Raw genomic sequence first — 20,714 nt, forward strand, 5'->3', positions numbered from 1 at the left:
TCGATCGGGAGGTCAGAAGATCTTAGTTAGTGCCGAATTTGAGCAACTTGATCGCGTCGAAATCCTGCACGCCGCCGCCGACGCGCTTGGTCGTGTAGAACAGGACGTAGGGCTTGGCGGAGTAAGGATCGCGCAACACGCGAACGCCCGTGCGATCCACGATCAGATAGCCGCGGGCAAAGTCGCCGAAGGCGATCGGCGTCGCATCGGCGCCGGCATCGGGCATGTCTTCGGCCTCGACGAGCGGAAAGCCCATCAGCATGGCACGCTGGCCAGGGGCTGCCGGAGGCTGCCACAGGTAGTTGCCGTCAGCGTCCTTCAGCTTGCGGATCGAGGCCTGCGTCTTGCGGTTCATCACCCAGTTGGCGTTCTGGCGATAACCGGCCTTCAACGCGTAGACCGTATCGATGAGGACATCGGACGGGTCGTCGGCCGGCAGTTCACCGGTGTCGCCGGTCAGCGTGTAGCCGATCTTGCCCCAGGCCCAGTTTCCCTCGGCCACTGTCGTGTAGTCGAGAAAGCCCTTGGGTTTGTTGGTGCCATCGCCATTCACGAAGGCTGCACCCTCCTGCTCGGCGAATGCCGCTTCGACTTCGCTCGAAATCCACTGGTCGAGATCGACCACCGCATCTTCCAGCAGCGACGGCGTCGCGGCCGGCATGGCATAGAGTTCCATGGTCGGGAACTGCAATTCCGCGAGCGTCGGCGCTGCCGTCTGCGGCCGCGCCGCCGTCTCACCGACCCAGCCGACCGCCGGGCCGTTGATGGCGAATGGCTTCTTCAGAACCGCTGCAGACACCTGCCGCACCGAAGCGATCGAACGGATCGGTGAAAGCGCCGAAAGCCGCCTGCCGATTTCCATCTCGGTTTCGTCCGGCACCAGATAGCCGCCATCCTGGCCGGAACCGTAGGACATCGCCTTGGTGTCGAGTGCACGAAGCTGGCGATCGTCGCCATTGCGGACATAAGCCTCGAACGCGCTCTTGTGTTCGCTGTATGCGAGCCTGCCGCCTTCGCGCCCAAGTGCGGGGCGGATCTTCTTCAGTGAGAGATTGTCGAGGGCGCGTTTCTGCTCGTCCAGTGCGCGCGAGATACGATCGACCTTTTCGGTCGTCACGACATCGGTGCCGCGCCGTTCGAGTTGCGCCAGCCTTTCATTGTTGCTGTCCTTGAACGCCTCGAAGGTCGTCATGAACTCGCCGAAGGCATCGGAAAGATCGAGATGCTCGCCCGAAGCCGATTTGGTTTCGAGCGTATCGCAATTGTGTGCTGCATTCATATGAGGGATTTCCTTGTTTCATTGATCATCCGCGTCGCCTCGCGGATCGTGGCCGCGAGGCCGGTGGGAGTTCCCGCGGCGGCATCCCGCCCGCTCGCGAGATTGGCGAAGCCCTTGGCGACGACCGCCCTGGCTTCGCTCCTTGTCAGCCCCGCATCCCGCGTGAGCCAGCATTCGAATTCGCGTATCGTTGGCAGCGGGCGTCTTCGCCCCTTCACCGTTTCGATGCGCGCCTCGGGCAGCATCGGAAAGGTGACAACGGATATCTCCCAGAGGTCCGCCTCGAAGATATGGCGAATGCCGCTTGCCGCGTCTTTCCTGGCGCGAACGGCGCGAAATCCGATCGACAGACCGTCGAGAGCGCCGCCACGCATCAGGCCGAGCACGTCACGGGCCCGGCCGACATCCTTCGCCAGCCGTCCGCGAACGAACAGGCCGCGCGCATCCTCCTTCACCTCGGTCCAGACACCGATCGGTTCATTGGGGTCGTGCTGGAAAAGCATCCGGATACCGGGCGCTCCGCGCGTCCGCAGCGACTTGGTGAAGGCTCCTCGCTCGACGACATCCTTGCCGAGATCGACCCGCCCGAACAGGCTGGCGTAGCCGGAAAAGGAGCCGTCCGTTTCAACTTCGTCGAGCACCAGATCGACGAATTTCCGTTCGCAAAACCTTGCCGCATCAACGCCCATCGCCATTCATCCTCTCATGTCTCCTTTCGATGAACCGGGCGAGGCTGCTATGCTGGAAGGCGCGCATGACGAACCCCAGCGCCCACCAGGCGCAAAGGCTCGCGATCGCCGATCCCATCAGCACCAGTTCGCCCGGCGCGATCATGTCCTGAACGCCGAGTTCGGCTGCGACCTTGAGGCCGGCGGTTCCACCGAACACCAGGCCGCACACCACGCCGACCGCGAAGCGTGCCGCCGCGTCGTGCCGCCCATGCGGCAGAATATAAGCCAGCGAAATCGCCGAACCGGCGACCGCGCCGGCGCTTTTGGCAAACCAGATCCAGGCCGTCTGTGACATCTCGGTCATGATGAACCTCCTCGTTTGGAGCGAACGATCACGCCATATCGCGCGGCTGATAACCCACCGCGTCGCGCTTCTCGTCATCGCTCAGGAATGTTGCTGCCCCCACTCGCGCCCACAGTGCGTCGCGCTCCCCGGACAGCCCGTCGACACGGTCGGCGTCGTACCAGAGCCGCAATTCCTCGCCGAACACCGGGCCAAGCCAGCCGGAAAGCTCTTTGGAAATACGGGCCACCAGCGGCAGGATCGTCAGTCGGTAGAAAGCCCGGTTCGCCTCCTGATAGTTCGCATAGGTGTTATCGCCGGGAATGCCGAGCAGCATCGGCGGCACGCCGAAGGCCAGCGCAATATCGCGGCTCGCCGAGTGTTTCGCCTCGATGAAGTCCATGTCCTTCGGCGTCATGCCCATGGCCTTCCAATCCAGCCCGCCCTCCAGCAGGAGCGGGCGGCCGGCGCGGGTCGTGCCCGAATACCCTTCCTCAAGCTCGGTCTTTAGCCGCTCGAACTGTTCGTCGGTGAGGTTCCCGCCTTCCTTCGGCGCATAGACCAGCGCACCGGAAGGGCGCGCGGAATTGTCGAGCAGCGCCTTGTTCCAGCGTCCCGCCGCATTGTGCGTGTCGAGCGCCATCAGGGCCGCCTCGAGCGGCGGAAAGCCGTAATGATCGTCCAGCGGATGGAAGAGCGTCAGATGCAACGCTCCCCCGCCCCGCAGGATACCCATGGGCGCTTTTCGCTTGCCCGTGCCTTCGCGGTATTCGAGCGCTGAAGGCCATCCGGAAGCATCCGTCAGAACGGTCACACGATCGGGCCGCAGGAGATGTAGCTCCCGCGCGCCCTCGCCTGCCTCGATCAGCTCGACATAGGCATTTCCCGCCAGCAGGAGATGCCCATAGAGCGCCTCCAGAAACGACGCCCCTGCCTGCCGCTGGTTGGGCCGCTCAAGCAGCCTCAAAAGCGGATGCTCGTCGAGTTCCGCAACCCCTTCGTAAAGCAGCCACGGTATCGCGGAGGCCGTCTCGGAGATCAGCCGGACCGCCCGGTGCACGACCGGATTGCGCATGAAACCTTCACGCGACAACGTCGCGTAGTCACGCCGTGTCCAACGCGCTTCGCCCTGGGCATGGATGGCGACGAAACCACCCGGATTGCCGCTCTTGCGTTCGGGCCGCACACTGCCGTTCCCCGCATCGCGGGGCCAGGGCCATTTCCAAGCCATATGTCCATCCTGTTTGAATTTGAACGACGCGTTGCGCGCTACAAAAGGTCCCGGATACGCGGTCGCGCCATTTGATCCGGCATCAGTTCATTTATCGCCCAGACGAGCGCATCGACACGATCCGGCGACCGGCTGCCGGACAATCCGTTCGGGCCGAAGTCGCACATCTCGTCTTCAAGTTCGACGAAGCGTCCGGCGTGCCGCACCTTGCCTTGTTCGTAAAGTGCTGCGACGGGCTCGGCGCGCAGCCATTTCCCACGCGTCGCCCGCACCGCCCTTACCGGGATAGACGGGTCCACTGTCCGGATCACCGCCGTCACCATGTCGCCGCCCTGATTGACCTCTGCAACCAGGCAATCGGCCTCCAGACGATGAAACAGCGCAACGGCAGCAGCGGCCCACTCATGTGGCTTTGCTGCCCGCACGGTTGCATCGGCCAGCACAATAACCTGCCCCTCCTGGTCCAGCCCCGCCGCAACGATGCCACAAGCGTCCGACGTCTTGCGCGAACTAGCCGGCGGATCCACCGCAACGACGATGCGGCAAAGCTCGGGCGGTTCAGCAATCCTGACATTTTCAATCATGCCGCGCGACCAAAGAGCATCGTCGCGGTCTTCGATCAGTTCGCCATCGAGTTCCTGCCTTCCCAGAGCGGTGCCGCCATAGCGCCTTTCCATCATCCGCAGGAACGCCGGGGACAGATTGCCCGCGTTCTCATCGGTTCTCATTCGTTCGATGACAACGCCAGGTTCCGCCAGCAGGCGCTTCAGGAGCTTTGTCGGACGGGGCGTCGTGGTGATAAGCTGTCGCGGCTGATCGCCGAGCCGCAAACCGAACTGCAGCATGTCGAAACAGGCTTCGGCATTTTTCCATTTGCCGAGCTCGTCGCACCACGCCGCTTCGAACTGCGGCCCCCGAAGGCTTTCGGGATCTTCCGAGGAAAAAATCTGCGCCACCGCTCCGCTGTCCCAGACCAGCCGCCGCCGGCTTGCCTCGAAGCGCGGACGATTGTGACGCGATATCGTTACGATGCCGGAAGGCCCGTCGATCATCACTTCCCGGACATCGCCGAGCGTTTCGCCGACCAGCGCGATGTGCATATGTTTCTTTTCGGAAAAGGGTGAGAAACCGCGAACGAGACTATTCACCCACTCCGCACCAAGTCGCGTCTTTCCGGCGCCGCGCCCGCCGATGACAAGCCAGGTCGCGGGCTGCTGCCGCTCCAGCCGATACTGGGCAAGCCGCGCATGAAAAATCCATTCGTTCTCGATCTGCTCAACAGGTCGGCCCCTCAGGTTTTCGGCAGACCAGTTGTCTTGCATAGCCCTCAGCCAGCTCGACAATTCGTTGGTCAATTCGACGGAGAATTCCGGCCATGTCTGCATCTCGTTTTATCTGGTTCTCTTTCGCGCTATCGCTGCCGCGCGTGATTTCGCCGATTTTTTCGAGGGTACGCGTCAGCGCCGAGATCGCGTCGATGCGGGCTTTGTCCAGAAGTGTCGCGCTCTCACCGCTTCCTATCCCGATGGCTTCGACCTCGCCGATCAGCCGGTCCACCACTTTTGCCAGGCGTTCGTTCTGGCTGGCGGGTCGGGTGCTCTCGGCAGAGCGAACCCATTTTTCCCGCACGGCGCGTGCCTCTATGGTCGCGGCCTTGCAGCCTGTTGCCGCCGCCAGTTGCTCGACGGTTGCCCGCGTCTCTTCATAAATTGCGCGCGCCGCAATCCACCGTTCATGGGTGCGTGTTAACATCTGACTCTCTGGGGTTTGGTGTGCCGGAGAAAAGTGCCGACAATCTCACGCGGTGTTTACTGCCTGTTCAGGCCCGCCGGTCACACTTTTCTGACGATATAGAGATACTATCAAAGCACCGTTACGGTGTCAAGAATATATTCCTATTTCGGGTGTGATTTTTGTCGCCTTTACGGGAGCCTTGGATTTCCGGCGCCTCATCCGGTAAGATCGAGCACAAAACAATGTCGGACAACGAGCCGGCATGACATCTGGGACGTCTTGAAACGCGCATTCGGGCTACAGTCGCATGGAAGACCCTTTCGAAAAGCGAAAATCAAGAGGCCCGCGCGCCGGCAGGTTGCTGGCTATCGATGCCTGGATCGATTCGTCCCTTTACGAGGCCGGTTTCAAAGCGCGCCAGTTCTGGGAGATGATGACGATCTTCTTCCGGCGGTTTCGCGTCACCGGCTGGCGGCGCGGCATCATCGAACTTCTGAGTGAAGGCTTCACAATGGGTGCGGCCGGTTCGGTCATCCTGCTCGCACTCGCCCTGCCCGCGTTCGACGAAACAACCGGCAACTGGCGCCAGCAGGACGACTTCGCCGTCACCTTTCTCGACCGCTACGGCAACGAGATAGGGCAGCGCGGTATCATCCAGCGCGACTCGGTACCGGTCGACGAAATGCCGGATTTCGTCATCAAGGCGGTTCTGGCGACCGAGGATCGCCGTTTCTTCGAGCATTACGGCATCGACTTCCTCGGCCTTTTTCGCGCCATGTCGGAAAACGTCCGGGCGAACTCGGTCGTCCAGGGCGGGTCCAGCATTACCCAGCAGCTCGCCAAGAACCTGTTCCTCACCAACGAGCGAACGGTGGAGCGCAAGATCAAGGAAGCCTTCCTGTCCGTCTGGCTTGAGACGAACCTGTCGAAAAAGGAAATCCTGCAGCTCTATCTCGATCGCGCCTATATGGGCGGCGGCACTTTCGGCATCGCGGCGGCAGCGGATTTCTACTTCGGCAAGCAGGTCAAGGACCTGAATCTCCCGGAAGCCGCTATGCTCGCCGGCCTGTTCAAGGCTCCGACGAAATACGCCCCGCACATCAATCTGCCTGCGGCGCGCGCGCGCGCCAACGTCGTCCTGACAAACCTTGTGCAATCGGGCTTCATGACGGAGGGCCAAGTCCTCTCGGCTCGCCTGCACCCGGCTGACGTCGTCGATCGCGGCGACCGCAAGAGCCCGGACTATTTTCTCGACTGGGCTTTTGATGAGGTCAAGCGCGTTGCTGCAAAGTCGGGCAACCATTCGGTCGTGGCGCGCACCACCATCGACATGAATATCCAGCGCGCAGTTGAAGAGTCGCTCGAGTTCCATCTGCGCCAATACGGCAAGCAATATCACGTCACCGAAGGTGCGGTCGTCGTGCTGGAAAACAACGGAGCCGTGCGCGCCATCGTCGGCGGACGGGATTATGGTGCGAGCCAGTTCAACCGCGCGACGAAGGCGCTGCGGCAGGCCGGCTCGTCCTTCAAGCCCTATGTCTACGCAACGGCGATGGAGCACGGCTTCACCCCGGACTCGGTGATTTCCGACGGGCCGATCTCATGGGGTGCCTGGTCGCCGAAGAACTACGGCCGCTCGTTTTCCGGCAGGCTGACACTCACGACCGCCCTGGTGAAATCCGTCAACACGGTGCCTGTGCGCCTGGCGAAGGACTATCTGTCCATCCCGCCGATCAAGGCCATGGCCGAAGCCATGGGCGTCGAGTCCCCACTCGAAGCGTACAAGACGATGGTTCTCGGCACGTCCGGCATGACGGTGATGGATCAGGCCACCGGTTACAATACCATGGCCGATGGCGGCTTTGCCGGAACGCGGCATGGCATAACCCAGCTCGTGACGCATTCGGGCGAGCTCATCTATGATTACGACAAGGATGCACCCAAGCCGAAGCGCGTGCTTTCCGAACAGGCGATGTCCTACATGAATTCCATGCTGGTTCAGGTTCCGGAAATCGGCACGGCCCGGCGCGCAGCCCTCCCCGGCATCCGCTCCGCCGGCAAGACCGGAACGACGCAGTCGTACCGCGATGCCTGGTATGTCGGCTTCACCGGCAACTACACAGCCGCGGTGTGGCTCGGCAACGACGATTTTTCGACCACCAAGGACATGACCGGTGGCTCGCTGCCGGCGATGGTCTGGCAGCGTTTCATGGCCTACGCGCATCAGAACATCGATCTCAAGCCCATTCCCGGCATCAAGGACCCGTTCGTGGACGCCAAGGTCGCTGCCAAGGCCGCCGAAACCGAAAAGAAGAATGCAGAGGAAGCAGCCGCGGCTGCAGAGATCGAGCGCCCGCCGGTCTTGTCCAGCACCACGACAAAGGCGCTGCGGCAGATGACCGATTTCTTCCACGCCGCGCCGGTGCTGGAAGCGCCAGCCGAACCAAAAACGCTATCGGCCCTGTGACGACAGCTCCCGAAATCGCATCCGTTGCCATCTTACGAGCATCGGGGATTGTTCTCGCCGCGCTTGCCTTGCCTTGCCACACCGCGATATGCCGGGGCGGCATCCTTCCGTCCGGGGCATCATGCTCAAAAACTCTTTCCTCATAGTGCTCGCCCTTCTCATCGCCGTCGTCGGCGGTGGCGCCAGCGTCTGGTACGCGCTCAAGCTGCAGGAAGGCGTGGGGGCGGTATCGATCGGCGGATGGACGGCCTTCCCGGAGATCGGCACGGCTGACGCCGATCCCTATTCCAAAGCGCGTGTAGCTCGCGAAGGGGTGCTTGCGCTCGGCCGTGCCGAGGGTCTTTCCTTCATCGCCCAGCGCGATGCTTCAGGCGATGCACTGCAACGCAACTGCACCTACACCGTCGAAGGCACGGTTCCCCCAGCGCGCTTCTGGACGCTCTACGCCGCCGACCAGACATTGACTGCTATCAAGGATGACAGACAGCCGGCGGCCGCGCTCCACTCCTATGGAGTGCTCAGATCGCCGGACAATTCCCTGTCGATCTCCATCGGCAATCGCCCACAGCCCGGCAACTGGCTGGCGGTGCGCGGTTCGGGTGCGATGTTCTTCGTGCTCACTCTCTTCGACACGACGATTGCAAGCAGCACAGGTATCGCTGACGTAGCGCTACCGCTGGTCAAGAAAGCCGGCTGCGATGCTTAGGCTTATTCATGCAATCATCCTTGGCCTGCTCGGCGCCGGCATCGTTCATATCGCAGTCCTGATGATGATCCCGGATTTCTCCGAAAGGGACGCATGGTCGCGCCTGGCCATGGCGGCGGATCTCTACACGGCTACTCCCTTTGCCGCCGAGACCGGCCCGACATCGACCGTAAAATCGGTCGATCCGCTATTTGAGGCGGCAGCCTGCCGTTTCGATCTGACCGACGGTGTGGTGCAGGTGCGCGCGCAGGGCGACATGCCGTTCTGGTCGGTCTCGGTCTACAACCGTGCCGGTCAGAATATCTACAGTTTCAATGATCGAACGACGACGGACCGTTCGTTGAACTTCGTCGTCCTTACGCCCGCCCAGATGATCGAGGTCCGCAAGGATTTGCCGGAAGGATTTGAGAAATCGATCTTCGTCGAGGCCCCGATCGATGAGGGCATCGTCGTGGTGCGAAGCTTCGTTCCGGACGACAGCTGGAAGCAAGTTGCCGCCAGTTTTCTTGGCAGCATCTCCTGCGAACCGCAGTAGCCCCTCGCCTCGTAGCCCCTCAATGATGAGGGGCGGGCTTCTTATGGCTCGATCCGACGTAGCTCGATATCGTACTGACGCCGGACGCCTCCAACATGGCCCGTCGCTCGTAGCGAACCCCCGGAAAAATGATCACGGACGCCTGAGTTTCTGATGGACGGTCCGTTTGGCTGGTTGCCGCTTTCCGCGGCACGAAAGACAGTATGCTGCCCATGACACGCGCTTTCCCTCTCGGTATGACCGGAGCAACTACGCAACGCCTCCATGCTTGATAAGGCCAGCAGAGAGTTAACAGACTGCTAACGTATTCCAACGCATTCGAAAAAATATGGTGCCTAAAAGAACCGGCCGACGCCAACGGTTCATCTGGCATTCAGTCCTGTTGCCATAACAACAGCGTTGTACGGTCCGCTTGGGGACTGGTAATGGGAGACCAGATTTTGATCAAGTATAGCTCTTTATTGATTGCAGCCGGCATGATGGCCTTGGGTGGCGGGGCCGCCAGCGCTCAAACGGCAGGTGATTGGGTACTCGGAAACTACAAAAACGCTGGTTACTGGTTTCCAGGCATTGCCGAAAAAGTCGAGGGCGGGACGGTCACGATCCGCTACGACGACGGTGATCGGGAGACTGTGAGCCTGGACAAGGTTCGCCCCTACGACTGGATGATCGGCATGAAGGTCCAGTGCAATTACAAGAACGCCGGTGAATGGTATCCGGGCACAATTGCATCGTTGGCCGGCGAGAAGATCGGCATCAACTACGATGACGGCGACAAGGAAACCACCAAGACCGGTCGCTGCCGGACGCAGTAAAAAGCAAGGGCAGGCTTCGTGCCTGCCCAGACCGCTGATAAAACCCGCCGATTTTTCGGCGGGTTTTGTTTTTTTGAGATTGAAGTTTTTGAGGACGCAACGGCGTTCATTCGAGCCAGTTCACTCCCCCTTAACCAAGGATATGTAGGATTTGATAAGGATTAGAGTTGGCAGCGTGTTATTCTAGTATGCTCATACTTTTCAATGCGTTAGCGCTAGCATGGAAAAGTATGCAACGCACACTGAGCTAACAGGTCGACGCTAACTTTGTCGCCAAACCGTCGAATTTTCGGTCAGGCTCCGGCAGGTTGTTTTGTAAGTGTGCGTTTTGAGTAAGGCCTAGTCCTCGTGTCATCCTCAGACTTCAGGCAACTCGCCTTGAAAGGCGAAGCGGGACGCAGCGAAAGGCTGTTTCGCGCCGCCGTGTCGGCCTTCTGCTCGCTGACACGTCCGTCGCGTCGCGACATCAAGCAGCTTGAGGATCTGGTGCTGCCGCTTTTCGACACGGTCTCGGTCGAGGCGCGCCGCTTTGCCGCCGCCGCACTTTCGGAATGTGCCGATGCGCCTGGCGCGCTGATCCGCCGGCTTTCCAACGAAGCCGTCGACATAGCTGCACCCCTGCTCATTCGCTCGAAGGTCCTCAGGGATATTGACCTCATCGCATTGATCGGCCGCCATGGATTGCCGCATGCGCGTGCCATCGCACGCCGCGCCGATCTCAACCCGGCGATAGCCGATCTCGTCTGGGCACTCGAAAATCCAAAGCTGGTGCGGTTGCCCTTGCCGAAGGAGCGTCAAGCTCAAGTAGAAGCGGCCAGCAGGGCGCAGATTTTGAACGACGGCAATCCTGAACCCGTCCCCGGCATTTCCGCCGACAATGCGCGCAGACGTCTGCGATCGATGATGGTGCCGGTCCAAACTACGCCCGATGCGACGACAGAACAGTCCGCAGGATCGCTGCGATACGCGAAGCTTCGCGACATGGCTTTGACCGGCAATCCGGCTTTCTTCCAGACAGCCCTTGCCGATGCCGGCCAAATCGACTTTCCGACAGCGAAGTCGATCACCGAAAAAGCCAACCACCCGGAACTGATCGCCGTTCTTCACTCTCTGGAATTGAGCGAAGAACAGGCGTTTCTCATCGCTGCCTGCGTCTACCCCGGAAAATTCGCCGACCCGGAATCAATCCGGCTGTTTCTGTATAGCTACCGGAACATGCAACCGGACGCTGCTCGCCAGAGCGTCAAGACGTTGAAGGCCGGATCGCCATCCACTCCCGTCTCATTGCAGACTGTAACCCGAAGCGCTGCTGGCTGAAGACGCCGAGCGTACGCGGCTCAAAGTTTCGCGATGGATATCAGCTCTTCGACCGGCGTCTGTCCGGCCTCGATCTCGACCACCCAGATATCGGGATCGAAACGCTTTTCCTTCTCCAGGCGAGCCTCCAAAGCGGCTGTATCCTCGCCGACATTCAGTGGTGAAAAATGTCGCTCGTCCGGGCGAGCTGAATCATAGCTAGTCTGCGGTGCAGGCCCGTATAGAGCTGTTTCGCCCAGACGGTTGCGCGACATGACGAAGACTGCGCCCGCTTCCGTCGCCCCGCGCTTGACGATCGCAGCAAAGCCGCCTGCGCTGAAAACCCGGCGCAGGAGTGCGGAAACCCAGAAGTCGGTGGTGACGCGCATGGAAACGAACGGCTCAAGCTGATAAAGGAGGGCAACGCTTATCCGGTCGCCCGAATATGCGCCAGCCTCATTTCGTCAGGCCGATTTCCTTCATCTTCACATAGACGGCTTCGTCAGGCTCGCCGGTCTCGGGCAGCCCGAACAGCGACTGGAATTCCCGAATAGCCGACTTCGTCCGTGCGCCCACTAGCCCGTCAATCTCGATGCCGTCATTGCCGAAAGCCTTCAGCCCGGCCTGAATCTTCGAAACCCGAGGGCTAGGCGCGGGCGCAGAAACCGGCTGCACTGCCGGAATTGGCGTCGGTGTTTGCTGCACCGGAGCCGGGCGCGGCGCCGGCGTTATGCCGGCCGTGGTCGGATTTGCGCCCAGCTGACTCAACAGTTGCTGATCGACCTTGCCGGATGGCGTCAGGCCCATCTTTCGCTGATAGGTTTCGATCGCTTTTGTCGTTGCCGGGCCCGGTATGCCGTCGACCGTGCCGGCATAGAAATTCAGGTCCTTCAGAATAGCCTGAACCTGCTCAACCGCCGGGTCGCTCTTCGGCCGTACGGGCACGGCGGGCACCTCTTCCGGACGCTCGATTTGGATTGTCGTTTCCGGCTCGAGCGAAGCGGACTCATTGCGTGCCGGCAGAAGACTGAATTCCCGTGTCGCAAAGAACGCACTGGTATGAGCATGCGGCTGGTACCAGAGCGCGTTGGCGGATACATAAAACAGCGCAACCAGAAATGCGGTCGATCCGCCCACCAGAACCGGGTTTCGGGAGATCATCCCGCCAAGGGCAAGCACGCTTCCTTCAAGCGGACCAGGCTTGGGAGCGCGTTTCTCAGGCCGTTTTGCGGAGCGCGCCATGCCCGGTCTCCTTTTTCCTGCCAGCCTCCAACGGCAGCAATGCCCCCTTCTTCGCCGGTTCCTTTTTGGCCGGGCCAGCGACGGGAAGGGTTATGGTCACAGTCGTCCCCTCGCCCAGGGCACTTTCGATCGACATCGTTCCTTCGTGGAGCGTAACCAGCCCCTTCACCAGCGAGAGGCCAAGACCTGTTCCCTCGAACTGTCGGGTATAGTCGTTCTGCACCTGCGTAAAGGGCTTGCCCAGCCGGCAAAGGTCGTCATCGGCGATGCCGATGCCGTTGTCGCTGACCCAGAAATGCAGCCGCGAGCCGAGCCGCTTGCCGCCGACGGTGACCTTGCCGCCATTCGGCGTGAACTTAATGGCATTGGAGACGAGATTGATCAGCATCTGCTGGACCGCGCGCTTGTCGGCATGAATTTCGCCTGCTTCCGGGGCGATCTGCGTTGCAAGTGAAATCGACTTGGCTTCGGCCTGAAGGCTCATCATCGAGCGGCACATCTCGACGGCATCGGCGAAGCGGAACAGTTCGGGGTTGGTGGCATATGCACCCGATTCGATCTTCGACACATCGAGTATCGAGTTCACGACCGACAACAGATGGTGGCCGGAATCGCGCACCAGCGTGACATATTCCTTCTGCCTCGGATCTTTGAAGCCGCCGAACATCTCGTGGATCAGCATGTCCGAGAAGCCAATGATGGCGTTGAGCGGCGTGCGCAGCTCGTGGCTGACCGCTGCCAGGAAGCGCCCCTTGGCGAGTTCGAGCGTTTCAGCCGCCTCAGCCGCCACAGTCAGTTCGGCGCGCAATCCAGCCAGTTCGTCATTCTCGCGGACGAGCAGCGTGAAGCCATTGCCTTCATCGCCGTCATTCATCAGTTCGATCAGGAAAGGCCGGTAGTTGTCGCTCGCATTGCTGTTGTCGCGCTGCGGCAGGCGAATACGGGCTTCGACGGTCTGTCGCGCAGCACCATCGCGCAGATCGGCGAGCGCGCAGAGATAGCCGACCCGGTCGGAGATATGAATGCGATCGAACAGCCCTGTTCCGAGCAGAAGCTCTGGTGCGAGATGCAACTTCGTCCGCGCCTGCGTGGAGACATCAGCAACGTCGCCACTCTGCGCCATCCGAAACACCACGCCATCGACGATATCCTCGAGCCGTGGGTGGCTTTCGTTTTGCTCGCTTTGATTCTGCGCACCGGCAAATCCACCGATGCGAGGCAGCAGCGATGCCAGATAGGCCAACGGAACCAGCCAGTGCCAGGCTGAAACCGGCGCCGTTTCGGTGAAAACGGCCGTCGTGAGAATCGCCTGCAGCGGCAGTACCGCCAGCGCAGCCACGCCACCCCACAATGCCGATCGCACTGTGCGGCGCTGCCAATAGGCCTCCAACGGCAGCGCCAATATCATGGCGGTCATCGGAGATGCCGTTCCACCGGCAGCGGCAACAAGAACTGAAAGAGCAAGGCAACCGATGACCAAGGAAGCCCTGCCGGCAACTTTGTCATCAGCCGTGGAGCCGATCAGAACGATACCGGCCCAGGCGACGCTGAAGGCGGCGCAAATCACGGTCAGCGTCGTCGCAGCACCTAGCGAAGCAGACAGGAAGAACGCCGCAGCGACAGCTGCAAAGAACGGCGCGGCCAGCAGGATGCCGACCATGCGCTGTTGACGGGCGCGCGCAAAGGCCTCGGCCACCGAAGGGTGCACCAACCGGTCGCAGGCGGCGGCAATGGCGCCGAACACTTCGCTGGATCTGGTGGCAAACAAACTCACTCAACGCACTCGCATCTGGTCCGCTTCGCGGATCGCTTATTGATTGGCTTCGAAACTCGCATCCAGCCTTTAAAGAATGGATAAGGCACGCCCTTTCAGTACCCTGCTGATGGCGAATATCAGTACGGTGGCTGCGAAAATCCCTGCCAGTTTGTTGCATAGTAAACAGATGGTTAGGTTGCCGGATCCCTCAAAAACGAGATGCCCGGCGCACGCTGCATCCTTGCCGTCTGGAAATATCGATCAGGAACAGAAGCTTATATGGTTAGCCAAAGGTTACCAGCCTTTGCCGGCATGCGATCCTCGGTACGCCGGGCATCCGATCGTTTAAAATTTTAGCAAAATTTGCGCAAAATGCCGTCGAGTTCTGCAAGCCGTCCTTTGTGCGTCCATGTCAATCTCACCTCAACAAAACGAGTCGTGCCGGAAAAGACGCATGACCGACGTTAGCAGAGGGCAAGGACATGGGCTTTCTCATCAAAATGGCATTCTGGTTTTCGCTGGTTCTTCTGGTGCTCCCGTTCGACTTCGGTGAGACAAAGAGCGACCAGCCGAATGTAAATGCCATTCAGGCATTTCTCGCCGCCCGGGAAGCGGTCGGCGATGTCAGCGGCATCTGCGAACGCAAACCGGAAGTCTGCGAAGTCGGCAAATCCGCCATGCACACGGTCGGCATAAGGGCGCGTGAAGCGGCCAAGATCGCCTTCGAGATGCTGGACAGCAAATTCGGCGAACCCGACACCGCGACGAAAACCGGCAGCGTCCCGCCGGTCGCGCCGGAAGCACCGGCTGCCAACTAACGATTTCTCTTTGCCGCCCAGCGAGGCGGCCACACCGCAGGCCAGTCTGCCCTCTCGGCGCCTGCGGTGTCTTTCTTTTTCCGTGACGTCGCGCGGCCGCGGCATTATATCGAGCGCATGAGCGCAACTATGCAAAGCATCCGCGACGACTTCGCCTTCCTTGACGAATGGGAAGATCGTTACCGCTATGTCATCGAGCTTGGTGAGGCCCTGCCTCCCTATCCGGACTCGGCGCGCGACGATGCTCACAAGGTTCAAGGTTGCGTCAGTCAGGTCTGGCTGCTTACCGAGCCCGCCGAAGGTGTCGATCCGGTCATCAATTTCCAGGGCGATTCGGATGCTCATATCGTTCGCGGGCTCGTTGCGATCATGCTTGCGCTTTTTTCCGGCAGGCGCGCCAGCGAGATCATAACGACAGACGCCGAAGCCGTTTTGCGTTCTCTCGGCCTCGACGAACATCTGACGCCGCAGCGCGCAAACGGGCTTCGTTCGATGATCAAGCGCATCAAGCGCGACGCTGAGGCTGCGCTGCAGCCGGCCTAAGCCGGCTCGTCACCTGTCCAGCACCGGGCGATAGTCTTCACTGCCCCAATGCAGCATTCTTTTTGCCGGGCTCGGCGTGACTGACTGCGGACGATAATGCCTGCTCAGCACACCGAGCGCGGTCTTCAGGACAATCTTGGCTGAGCGAACCGGCCATCCGCGCTCCAGTTCCACTTGTTCCAGACCCTTCAGGAAGCAACATACATCGATGAGAACGCCCGAAAGCTCCGGGCCAACGACTGTGATTGCCCGATCAACCCGCTGGCGCGCCGCCAGTGCCGAGCCGGTCAGTTCCGCGATCCCATTTCCGCCCCCGCGCTTGCCGGAAGCCACGCTGGCTACCCAGTTCGCACCCAGCCGCGGCATGATCTGCCCGCGCGTGTAATCCGAACGCAGGCGCTCACCCGCCTCAAATTCAGCCAGCGACAGAAAGGACGCACCCGTCCTCGTCTTGCGTCGCATCAACTGCCCAAGCGGCGATTCGGAAAGATTGACCGTCGCCAGCGCAGAAACGCCGTCGACTTCAATCACCCTCGTTTCAAACTCGCGCTGCCGCTGCTGAGAGGCGGTTTCATCGGCCACTACTGCCTGTGTTCCAGCAGGACGCGCCGCGACAAGCCTCACCTTGTCATCGCGGCGAGCGACCACCCCACGGCCGATCAGATCGACAAGAGCCTCCCGATCCACGGCGATCGTCCCGTGCTCTTCGCCTTCGAGCAGAAGTTTTCCGTCGACCGCCGTTTCCTGAACCAGGGCGGGACCTCTGGACAGAAAGCGTGAGATCCGCCGACAGCCTTCATTGTCTTCGATCATCTGATGCGCCATTTCAAAAGCTCGCTTTGTTGCCGAATGCTGCCAGTGCGACCCGCTCGGTAAGCGCGACCATGCGATCGAAGTCCGCGTCATCCCGCAAATCTTCGACCAGGTGACAGGCGTACATGACCGTGGTGCGGTCGCGCCCGAAGCCGGCTCCTACGTCGCGCATCGTCACGCTCAACGCGACATGCGTGACATACATCGCGATGTGCCTGACCCGCGACACGCCGAGGCCACCCCGACCCGGACTGCGCAGTTCCTTGCTCGACACGTTGAACAAGGCAGCCGTGATATCCATCATGCCTTCGCACAATTCGATGATGCGTTCTTCCCGCCGCCCACTGCTCGACGTCAGCGAGACGCGTGGGGGCTCCGTCTCTTCCTGGTAATTTCTGGATACTGCCGCCGTGAGATGCACTGAACCTTTCCCTCCGCGTGTAGGAATAAGTTCTTATATCTGCACTCGACGGCAATGTGAACAAAAGAGGAACATTTTTAGTAGGCAAAAATACTCATCACATTGAAATAGCGTTGTTTTTTTCTAATCGGAAAAAATAAAAAGCCGATTTTTATCCCCCTCATTGGGAGGCGGCGGATAGTGCGTTCAACCGGGGTCAACAAAGGAAACCCACTTGAATGAACGACATTCGCGCTGAATCACAGGCATTCCGTGCTCGCCAGATGGCCGAGACGGAAAACGCCCGGCAACTCGCGGCACTTCATCTCGCCTGCGGCATCGATCTGACAACCGCGCTGAGCGCCGACCCCGAACCAAGGCTGCGGCTGATAATTCGCTTGGAAAGGGCGATCGAACGCGAGCGTCTCAAGGGCATGCGCAGGCATTGGACCTACGATCTGAATCGCCATATCGCGTTGAAGCAGGTGCTTGACCGGTTGCGCGATACAGGACTGCCGCCTCGAATGGTTGCGTCCCCTGCCCCATGCCGGACGCAGAAACGCAGACGGCGCCCGAAGGCGCCGCCGAAACTGTATTGATTGCAGTTTATTTACTGGCCGTCTTGCGCTTGCGGCCCAGGCCCATCTTCTTGGCCAGCTGCGAACGAGCCGCTGCATAGTTCGGCGCGACCATCGGATAGGCAGGGTCCAGGCCCCACTTTTCACGATACTGGTCGGGCGACAGACCATAGTGGGTCATCAGGTGACGCTTGAGCGACTTGAACTTCTTTCCGTCTTCAAGGCAGACGATGTATTCTTCATGAACCGAGCGTTTCGGATTGACAGCAGGCTTCTGCTTGTCGGTCTGCGGCTGCTCTACAGCTCCACCAACACGACCGAGCGCTGCATGTACGTCGGCGATAAGATTTGGCAGTTCGCCAACCGGAACTGGATTATTGCTGACATAAGCAGCAACCACATCGGCTGTCAGCTCAATTAGCATTTCGGAATTCTTGGTAGACGTATCGGTAATGTCCATATTCTTCTGGCCCCAGGGATAAGTTTCAAAAACGCCCCTTTTTTTGATTTTGTGGGGCTTTGCGGAATTTCACGACAGGCAAGACCATTACGACTCGCGTCGATCCTTCTTAATGACCTTCACCGCAAAGTAAGTCAATTAAATATTTTCTCATCTATTGTTTTTGACCTTGGTCAGTCCAGATAATCACACTAAATATCTTTAGGATACTGACATCCCCCACCCTTAAGTAGGTGAAAGCTCAGCAGCATCGTCAAATGCGGCTTCTGCACTATATTTTTTATTGCCGGTGGATCAATTTCGCGTGATTTTTTTCGTCTTCTGGACGAAACCTTCAATATCGTCCCGAACGGACTTGTCCCACATGCGATAACCGGAAGCATGTGCAGCCTTTGCAAGCAGATGCGAAGATATCGGCACAGTTAACAGGAAGAATATCACGCCTGCGATCGCCCTGGTCGATATGGCCAGATCCTGCGATTGAACGGCAAGCGCTATCAACATGACGCACGATCCCAACGTGCCGGCTTTGGAGGCTGCGTGCATCCGCGTGTACAGATCTGGTAGCCGAAGCAGGCCTATCGATGCGATCAAGGCAAAAATAGCGCCGATTACGATCAGAATACCTGCAGCATAATCAAGCAACGGTTCGATCATCGCTTCCCCCTCCTGGGTCGGCTTTTGGCGCCCTTCGGACCGTCGAAATCCTTGGCTCCGCGGCTCAACACGAAGCGAGCGAAGGCGACCGTGGCAAGAAAACCGACAAGTCCGAGCGCAATCGCAATATCGACATGAAAGGCATAGCCGGTCTTGATGCCGAGAACGGCGATGAAGCCGATGGCGATGGCCACCAGCATGTCGAGCGCAAGAATACGATCGGGGAGCGTTGGTCCGCGCAGTACCCGCAAGACCGTCAGCAGAAAGGAAAGGCTGAGCAACGCCAGAGCGACGATCACGCAATAGGCCAGGAAGTCTTCACCGGAGATCATCGGAACGCCTCCAGTATCTTGCGCTCAAAACCCGTCTCGATGTCCTTGATCGCCGCTTCCGGGTCCGAACAGTCGATCGCGTGGACGTAAAGCAGGCGCTTGTCGTCCGAAACATCGACCGAGAGCGTGCCGGGCGTGAGCGTAATAAGGTTTGCCAGCAAGGTTATCTCGAAATCGCGATCCACCTTCAAAGGATAGGCGAATATGCCGGGTTGCAGTTCCATTCTGGGTGAAACCACGAGCCGGGCCACGCGCCATGCAGAAAGAATCAGTTCCTTCACGAATAGCAGAGCCAGCGAAAGCACCTTGCCGGGGCGAAAGGCACTGCGAAACGGCCCCCTTTGTTCTCGAACGAGATAGAGCGTCAAGCTTCCGAGGACCAGGCCGAAGACGAGGTTCGGAAGGGTGAAGGAGCCGGTTACGGCCGCCCATGCGAGAGCAAGCAGGATTACGCCGAGATAGACCGTCATCATCCGCCTCCCGCCGGAAATACCGCACCGATATAGCCGGCATTGTTCAGAAGCCCGCCGGCGGCAATGTCGGCTATTTTGATGAACGGCTCGGGATACACGCCCAAAACGACGATCGGGACCATCAAGGCCAGCAGCACACCGTAGCCAAGAACCGGTGACGCCGTATCGGTCGCCAGCGTTTCACCTGCATCTTCCTGATCCCGCCAAAACGCCAGAATGAAGACGCGACCCAATGCGATGGTCGTGAGGAACCCGCTCAGCAGAACCGCACCGGCAAGCAACCATTGATTTGCCTCCAGCGAGGCCTTTACGAGCAGAACCTTTGGCCAGAGGCCCGAGCCCGGCGGCAGGCCCGCAACGGCCAGCGCCAGCACGAGCGCAATCGCAGTCAACAGCGGCGTGCTTCGATAGAGCCCGGCAAGTTCGCGCAGGGAGAAACTGCCGCCAAGTTCCTTTATCATACCGGCCAGCAGATAAAGCGCCGTCATCACCAGCATGGAATGCACGGCATAGAGGATCGCGCCGGAGAGGCCCGTCTGCGTGCCCAACGCCAATCCGGCCAGCATGACGCCCACGCCGGAAATCACCAGGAACCCGAAGATGCGCCGCGTATCCGACTGCGCCAGCGCGCCCATGACACCAAGCACCATGGTCAAGATCGCAACCCAGCCTATGAGATCGGCCAGAACACTGCGCTCAACCGGAAAAAGCAACACCAGCGTCCGCAGAAGTGCGTAGACACCGATCTTCGTGAGCAGTCCGCCGAACAGGGCAGCCGTCACGATGCGCGGGGTGTGGTAGGAGGCCGGCAACCAGAAATTCACCGGAAATGCCGCCGCCTTCATGCCGAACGCCAGCAGATAGAGCGATGCCAGCGTCATCAACGGCGCGGTCGCGCGCAAACCTTCGGCCTTGCGGGCGATATCTGCCATGTTGAGCGTGCCGAAGGTGCCGTAGAGATACCCGGTGGCGATCAGGAACAGCGTCGTGGCCACGAGGTTGAGGATCGCGTATTTGGTCGCGCCATCGATCTGCGCCTTTTCGGACCCGAGGATCAGCAGCCCGAACGACGAGATGACGAAAACCTCGAACCAGACATAGAGATTGAAGATATCACCAGTCAGGAACGCCCCGCTGACGCCCGCCATCAGCAGCATCAGGAACGGGTAGAAGCCGTATCGCCTGCCGGAAACATTGATGTCGCGGATAGCAAAGATCGCGCAGATGAACGCGACGATGCCCGACGTCAGCGCAAATGTCGCGCCCAAAGCATCCGCGGTGAAGGAAATGCCGAAAGGCGGCAGCCAGCTTCCCATCGTCATCGACAGCGGGCCGTTTGCCAGCACGTGTAGCAGCAACGCCACTTCCGTGCCGACCATTGCGCCGAGACCGACCAGCGCGACGATGCCATGCCAGCGCATTTCGTGGCGGAACATCAGCAGCAGCGCACCGAACACGATCGGGATAACGACCGGCGCAATCACCAGCCAATCCGCGGCCGTCACCGGCGCGGTGATCATGGCAGCCGTTACGTCGACGATTTTTCCGGCTTCACCCGCCATAAC

General features: G+C 60.0%; 24 protein-coding genes. 8 read left to right on the plus strand and 16 right to left on the minus strand.

What is annotated here, in order from left to right; translation table 11 throughout:
• Positions 1 to 22: 22 nt before the first annotated feature.
• Genes DZG07_RS17650 through DZG07_RS17675 form a run of 6 tightly spaced genes read right to left on the minus strand, consistent with a single transcriptional unit; the run spans position 23 to position 5,276 of the window.
• Entirely contained in the window at positions 23 to 1,279 is a 1,257-nt protein-coding gene (locus DZG07_RS17650; protein ID WP_119819171.1) for a phage major capsid protein, read from the minus strand.
• On the minus strand, positions 1,276 to 1,968 hold the full coding sequence (locus DZG07_RS17655; RefSeq protein WP_119819173.1) for an HK97 family phage prohead protease: 693 nt from the start codon (positions 1,966 to 1,968) through the stop codon (positions 1,276 to 1,278). The genes DZG07_RS17650 and DZG07_RS17655 overlap by 4 nt, the downstream gene beginning before the upstream one ends.
• Positions 1,958 to 2,314 carry a DUF6107 family protein gene (locus DZG07_RS17660; protein ID WP_119819176.1) on the minus strand — a complete coding sequence of 119 codons (357 nt, stop codon included), beginning with the start codon at positions 2,312 to 2,314 and terminating at the stop codon, positions 1,958 to 1,960. Before DZG07_RS17660 ends, DZG07_RS17655 begins: the two co-directional genes overlap by 11 nt.
• A 28-nt stretch (positions 2,315 to 2,342) precedes the next feature.
• Positions 2,343 to 3,524: a phage portal protein gene (locus tag DZG07_RS17665; protein ID WP_119819178.1), complete on the minus strand. Its 1,182-nt coding sequence runs from the start codon at positions 3,522 to 3,524 to the stop codon at positions 2,343 to 2,345.
• A gap of 38 nt (positions 3,525 to 3,562) precedes the next feature.
• A complete protein-coding gene (locus DZG07_RS17670; RefSeq protein WP_119819181.1) occupies positions 3,563 to 4,846 on the minus strand; it encodes a terminase family protein in 1,284 nt (427 codons plus the stop codon).
• Positions 4,800 to 5,276, minus strand: coding sequence for a hypothetical protein (locus DZG07_RS17675; RefSeq protein ID WP_119819183.1), 477 nt, complete (start codon positions 5,274 to 5,276; stop codon positions 4,800 to 4,802). The genes DZG07_RS17670 and DZG07_RS17675 overlap by 47 nt, the downstream gene beginning before the upstream one ends.
• A gap of 289 nt (positions 5,277 to 5,565) precedes the next feature.
• Here DZG07_RS17675 and DZG07_RS17680 point away from each other — a divergent pair, with 289 nt between their 5' ends.
• The 5 genes from DZG07_RS17680 to DZG07_RS17705 all read left to right on the plus strand — a co-directional run bounded on the left by DZG07_RS17680 (position 5,566) and on the right by DZG07_RS17705 (position 11,098).
• Entirely contained in the window at positions 5,566 to 7,725 is a 2,160-nt protein-coding gene (locus DZG07_RS17680; protein ID WP_119819186.1) for a PBP1A family penicillin-binding protein, read from the plus strand.
• A gap of 121 nt (positions 7,726 to 7,846) precedes the next feature.
• Entirely contained in the window at positions 7,847 to 8,431 is a 585-nt protein-coding gene (locus tag DZG07_RS17685) for a DUF1214 domain-containing protein (protein WP_119821844.1), read from the plus strand.
• Positions 8,424 to 8,966: a DUF1254 domain-containing protein gene (locus tag DZG07_RS17690; RefSeq protein ID WP_091913876.1), complete on the plus strand. Its 543-nt coding sequence runs from the start codon at positions 8,424 to 8,426 to the stop codon at positions 8,964 to 8,966. The genes DZG07_RS17685 and DZG07_RS17690 overlap by 8 nt, the downstream gene beginning before the upstream one ends.
• Before the next feature lie 425 nt (positions 8,967 to 9,391).
• Positions 9,392 to 9,781, plus strand: coding sequence for a tudor domain-containing protein (locus DZG07_RS17700; RefSeq protein WP_244537863.1), 390 nt, complete (start codon positions 9,392 to 9,394; stop codon positions 9,779 to 9,781).
• Between the two features lie 348 nt (positions 9,782 to 10,129).
• Positions 10,130 to 11,098 (plus strand): DUF2336 domain-containing protein, encoded by a 969-nt coding sequence (locus tag DZG07_RS17705; protein WP_119819189.1) that lies wholly within the window; start codon positions 10,130 to 10,132, stop codon positions 11,096 to 11,098.
• A gap of 20 nt (positions 11,099 to 11,118) precedes the next feature.
• On the opposite strand, the gene DZG07_RS17710 is transcribed toward DZG07_RS17705, so the two are convergent.
• From DZG07_RS17710 to DZG07_RS17720, 3 genes are all read right to left on the minus strand, one after another.
• Complete coding sequence (locus DZG07_RS17710; protein WP_091913874.1) at positions 11,119 to 11,466, minus strand: DUF1491 family protein; 348 nt, start codon at positions 11,464 to 11,466, stop codon at positions 11,119 to 11,121.
• 67 nt (positions 11,467 to 11,533) lie between these two features.
• Positions 11,534 to 12,319, minus strand: coding sequence for a peptidoglycan-binding protein (locus tag DZG07_RS17715; RefSeq protein WP_119819192.1), 786 nt, complete (start codon positions 12,317 to 12,319; stop codon positions 11,534 to 11,536).
• On the minus strand, positions 12,294 to 14,030 hold the full coding sequence (locus DZG07_RS17720; protein WP_119821846.1) for a PAS domain-containing sensor histidine kinase: 1,737 nt from the start codon (positions 14,028 to 14,030) through the stop codon (positions 12,294 to 12,296). Before DZG07_RS17720 ends, DZG07_RS17715 begins: the two co-directional genes overlap by 26 nt.
• Before the next feature lie 527 nt (positions 14,031 to 14,557).
• On the opposite strand from DZG07_RS17720, the gene DZG07_RS17725 reads away from it, so the two are divergent.
• Positions 14,558 to 14,893: a DUF5330 domain-containing protein gene (locus tag DZG07_RS17725; protein ID WP_091913872.1), complete on the plus strand. Its 336-nt coding sequence runs from the start codon at positions 14,558 to 14,560 to the stop codon at positions 14,891 to 14,893.
• A gap of 117 nt (positions 14,894 to 15,010) precedes the next feature.
• Positions 15,011 to 15,436 carry a SufE family protein gene (locus DZG07_RS17730; protein WP_091914076.1) on the plus strand — a complete coding sequence of 142 codons (426 nt, stop codon included), beginning with the start codon at positions 15,011 to 15,013 and terminating at the stop codon, positions 15,434 to 15,436.
• Positions 15,437 to 15,445: 9 nt separating this feature from the next.
• On the opposite strand, the gene DZG07_RS17735 is transcribed toward DZG07_RS17730, so the two are convergent.
• Together DZG07_RS17735 and DZG07_RS17740 are read right to left on the minus strand one after the other, a co-directional pair.
• A complete protein-coding gene (locus DZG07_RS17735; RefSeq protein ID WP_245429509.1) occupies positions 15,446 to 16,249 on the minus strand; it encodes a DUF6456 domain-containing protein in 804 nt (267 codons plus the stop codon).
• Positions 16,250 to 16,262: 13 nt separating this feature from the next.
• Positions 16,263 to 16,670 carry a helix-turn-helix domain-containing protein gene (locus tag DZG07_RS17740; protein WP_244537862.1) on the minus strand — a complete coding sequence of 136 codons (408 nt, stop codon included), beginning with the start codon at positions 16,668 to 16,670 and terminating at the stop codon, positions 16,263 to 16,265.
• A gap of 218 nt (positions 16,671 to 16,888) precedes the next feature.
• On the opposite strand from DZG07_RS17740, the gene DZG07_RS17745 reads away from it, so the two are divergent.
• Positions 16,889 to 17,248 (plus strand): cytoplasmic protein, encoded by a 360-nt coding sequence (locus DZG07_RS17745; protein WP_245429510.1) that lies wholly within the window; start codon positions 16,889 to 16,891, stop codon positions 17,246 to 17,248.
• Positions 17,249 to 17,255: 7 nt separating this feature from the next.
• Here the strand turns inward: DZG07_RS17745 and DZG07_RS17750 are convergent, their stop codons facing one another.
• The 5 genes from DZG07_RS17750 to DZG07_RS17770 form a co-directional block, all read right to left on the minus strand.
• Entirely contained in the window at positions 17,256 to 17,687 is a 432-nt protein-coding gene (locus tag DZG07_RS17750; protein WP_091913869.1) for a MucR family transcriptional regulator, read from the minus strand.
• 294 nt (positions 17,688 to 17,981) lie between these two features.
• Positions 17,982 to 18,344 carry a monovalent cation/H(+) antiporter subunit G gene (gene mnhG, locus DZG07_RS17755; RefSeq protein WP_091913868.1) on the minus strand — a complete coding sequence of 121 codons (363 nt, stop codon included), beginning with the start codon at positions 18,342 to 18,344 and terminating at the stop codon, positions 17,982 to 17,984.
• A complete protein-coding gene (locus DZG07_RS17760) occupies positions 18,341 to 18,676 on the minus strand; it encodes a cation:proton antiporter (protein WP_091913867.1) in 336 nt (111 codons plus the stop codon). The genes mnhG and DZG07_RS17760 overlap by 4 nt, the downstream gene beginning before the upstream one ends.
• Positions 18,673 to 19,146: a Na+/H+ antiporter subunit E gene (locus tag DZG07_RS17765; protein WP_119821848.1), complete on the minus strand. Its 474-nt coding sequence runs from the start codon at positions 19,144 to 19,146 to the stop codon at positions 18,673 to 18,675. The genes DZG07_RS17760 and DZG07_RS17765 overlap by 4 nt, the downstream gene beginning before the upstream one ends.
• Positions 19,146 to 20,711 (minus strand): Na+/H+ antiporter subunit D, encoded by a 1,566-nt coding sequence (locus DZG07_RS17770; protein WP_119819197.1) that lies wholly within the window; start codon positions 20,709 to 20,711, stop codon positions 19,146 to 19,148. Before DZG07_RS17770 ends, DZG07_RS17765 begins: the two co-directional genes overlap by 1 nt.
• Positions 20,712 to 20,714: the final 3 nt, after the last annotated feature.

This window comes from Mesorhizobium sp. DCY119, from assembly GCF_003590645.1.
Classification (GTDB): domain Bacteria; phylum Pseudomonadota; class Alphaproteobacteria; order Rhizobiales; family Rhizobiaceae; genus Mesorhizobium_M.

Coding starts and splice junctions, on each gene's coding strand:
- DZG07_RS17650 (WP_119819171.1), bottom strand. CDS start 1,279: ATGAATGCAGCACACAATTGCGATACGCTCGAAACCAAATCGGCTTCG.
- DZG07_RS17655 (WP_119819173.1), bottom strand. CDS start 1,968: ATGGGCGTTGATGCGGCAAGGTTTTGCGAACGGAAATTCGTCGATCTG.
- DZG07_RS17660 (WP_119819176.1), bottom strand. CDS start 2,314: ATGACCGAGATGTCACAGACGGCCTGGATCTGGTTTGCCAAAAGCGCC.
- DZG07_RS17665 (WP_119819178.1), bottom strand. CDS start 3,524: ATGGCTTGGAAATGGCCCTGGCCCCGCGATGCGGGGAACGGCAGTGTG.
- DZG07_RS17670 (WP_119819181.1), bottom strand. CDS start 4,846: ATGCAAGACAACTGGTCTGCCGAAAACCTGAGGGGCCGACCTGTTGAG.
- DZG07_RS17675 (WP_119819183.1), bottom strand. CDS start 5,276: ATGTTAACACGCACCCATGAACGGTGGATTGCGGCGCGCGCAATTTAT.
- DZG07_RS17680 (WP_119819186.1), top strand. CDS start 5,566: ATGGAAGACCCTTTCGAAAAGCGAAAATCAAGAGGCCCGCGCGCCGGC.
- DZG07_RS17685 (WP_119821844.1), top strand. CDS start 7,847: ATGCTCAAAAACTCTTTCCTCATAGTGCTCGCCCTTCTCATCGCCGTC.
- DZG07_RS17690 (WP_091913876.1), top strand. CDS start 8,424: ATGCTTAGGCTTATTCATGCAATCATCCTTGGCCTGCTCGGCGCCGGC.
- DZG07_RS17700 (WP_244537863.1), top strand. CDS start 9,392: ATGGGAGACCAGATTTTGATCAAGTATAGCTCTTTATTGATTGCAGCC.
- DZG07_RS17710 (WP_091913874.1), bottom strand. CDS start 11,466: ATGCGCGTCACCACCGACTTCTGGGTTTCCGCACTCCTGCGCCGGGTT.
- DZG07_RS17715 (WP_119819192.1), bottom strand. CDS start 12,319: ATGGCGCGCTCCGCAAAACGGCCTGAGAAACGCGCTCCCAAGCCTGGT.
- DZG07_RS17725 (WP_091913872.1), top strand. CDS start 14,558: ATGGGCTTTCTCATCAAAATGGCATTCTGGTTTTCGCTGGTTCTTCTG.
- DZG07_RS17730 (WP_091914076.1), top strand. CDS start 15,011: ATGAGCGCAACTATGCAAAGCATCCGCGACGACTTCGCCTTCCTTGAC.
- DZG07_RS17735 (WP_245429509.1), bottom strand. CDS start 16,249: ATGATCGAAGACAATGAAGGCTGTCGGCGGATCTCACGCTTTCTGTCC.
- DZG07_RS17745 (WP_245429510.1), top strand. CDS start 16,889: ATGAACGACATTCGCGCTGAATCACAGGCATTCCGTGCTCGCCAGATG.
- DZG07_RS17750 (WP_091913869.1), bottom strand. CDS start 17,687: ATGGACATTACCGATACGTCTACCAAGAATTCCGAAATGCTAATTGAG.
- mnhG (WP_091913868.1), bottom strand. CDS start 18,344: ATGATCGAACCGTTGCTTGATTATGCTGCAGGTATTCTGATCGTAATC.
- DZG07_RS17760 (WP_091913867.1), bottom strand. CDS start 18,676: ATGATCTCCGGTGAAGACTTCCTGGCCTATTGCGTGATCGTCGCTCTG.
- DZG07_RS17765 (WP_119821848.1), bottom strand. CDS start 19,146: ATGACGGTCTATCTCGGCGTAATCCTGCTTGCTCTCGCATGGGCGGCC.
- DZG07_RS17770 (WP_119819197.1), bottom strand. CDS start 20,711: ATGGCGGGTGAAGCCGGAAAAATCGTCGACGTAACGGCTGCCATGATC.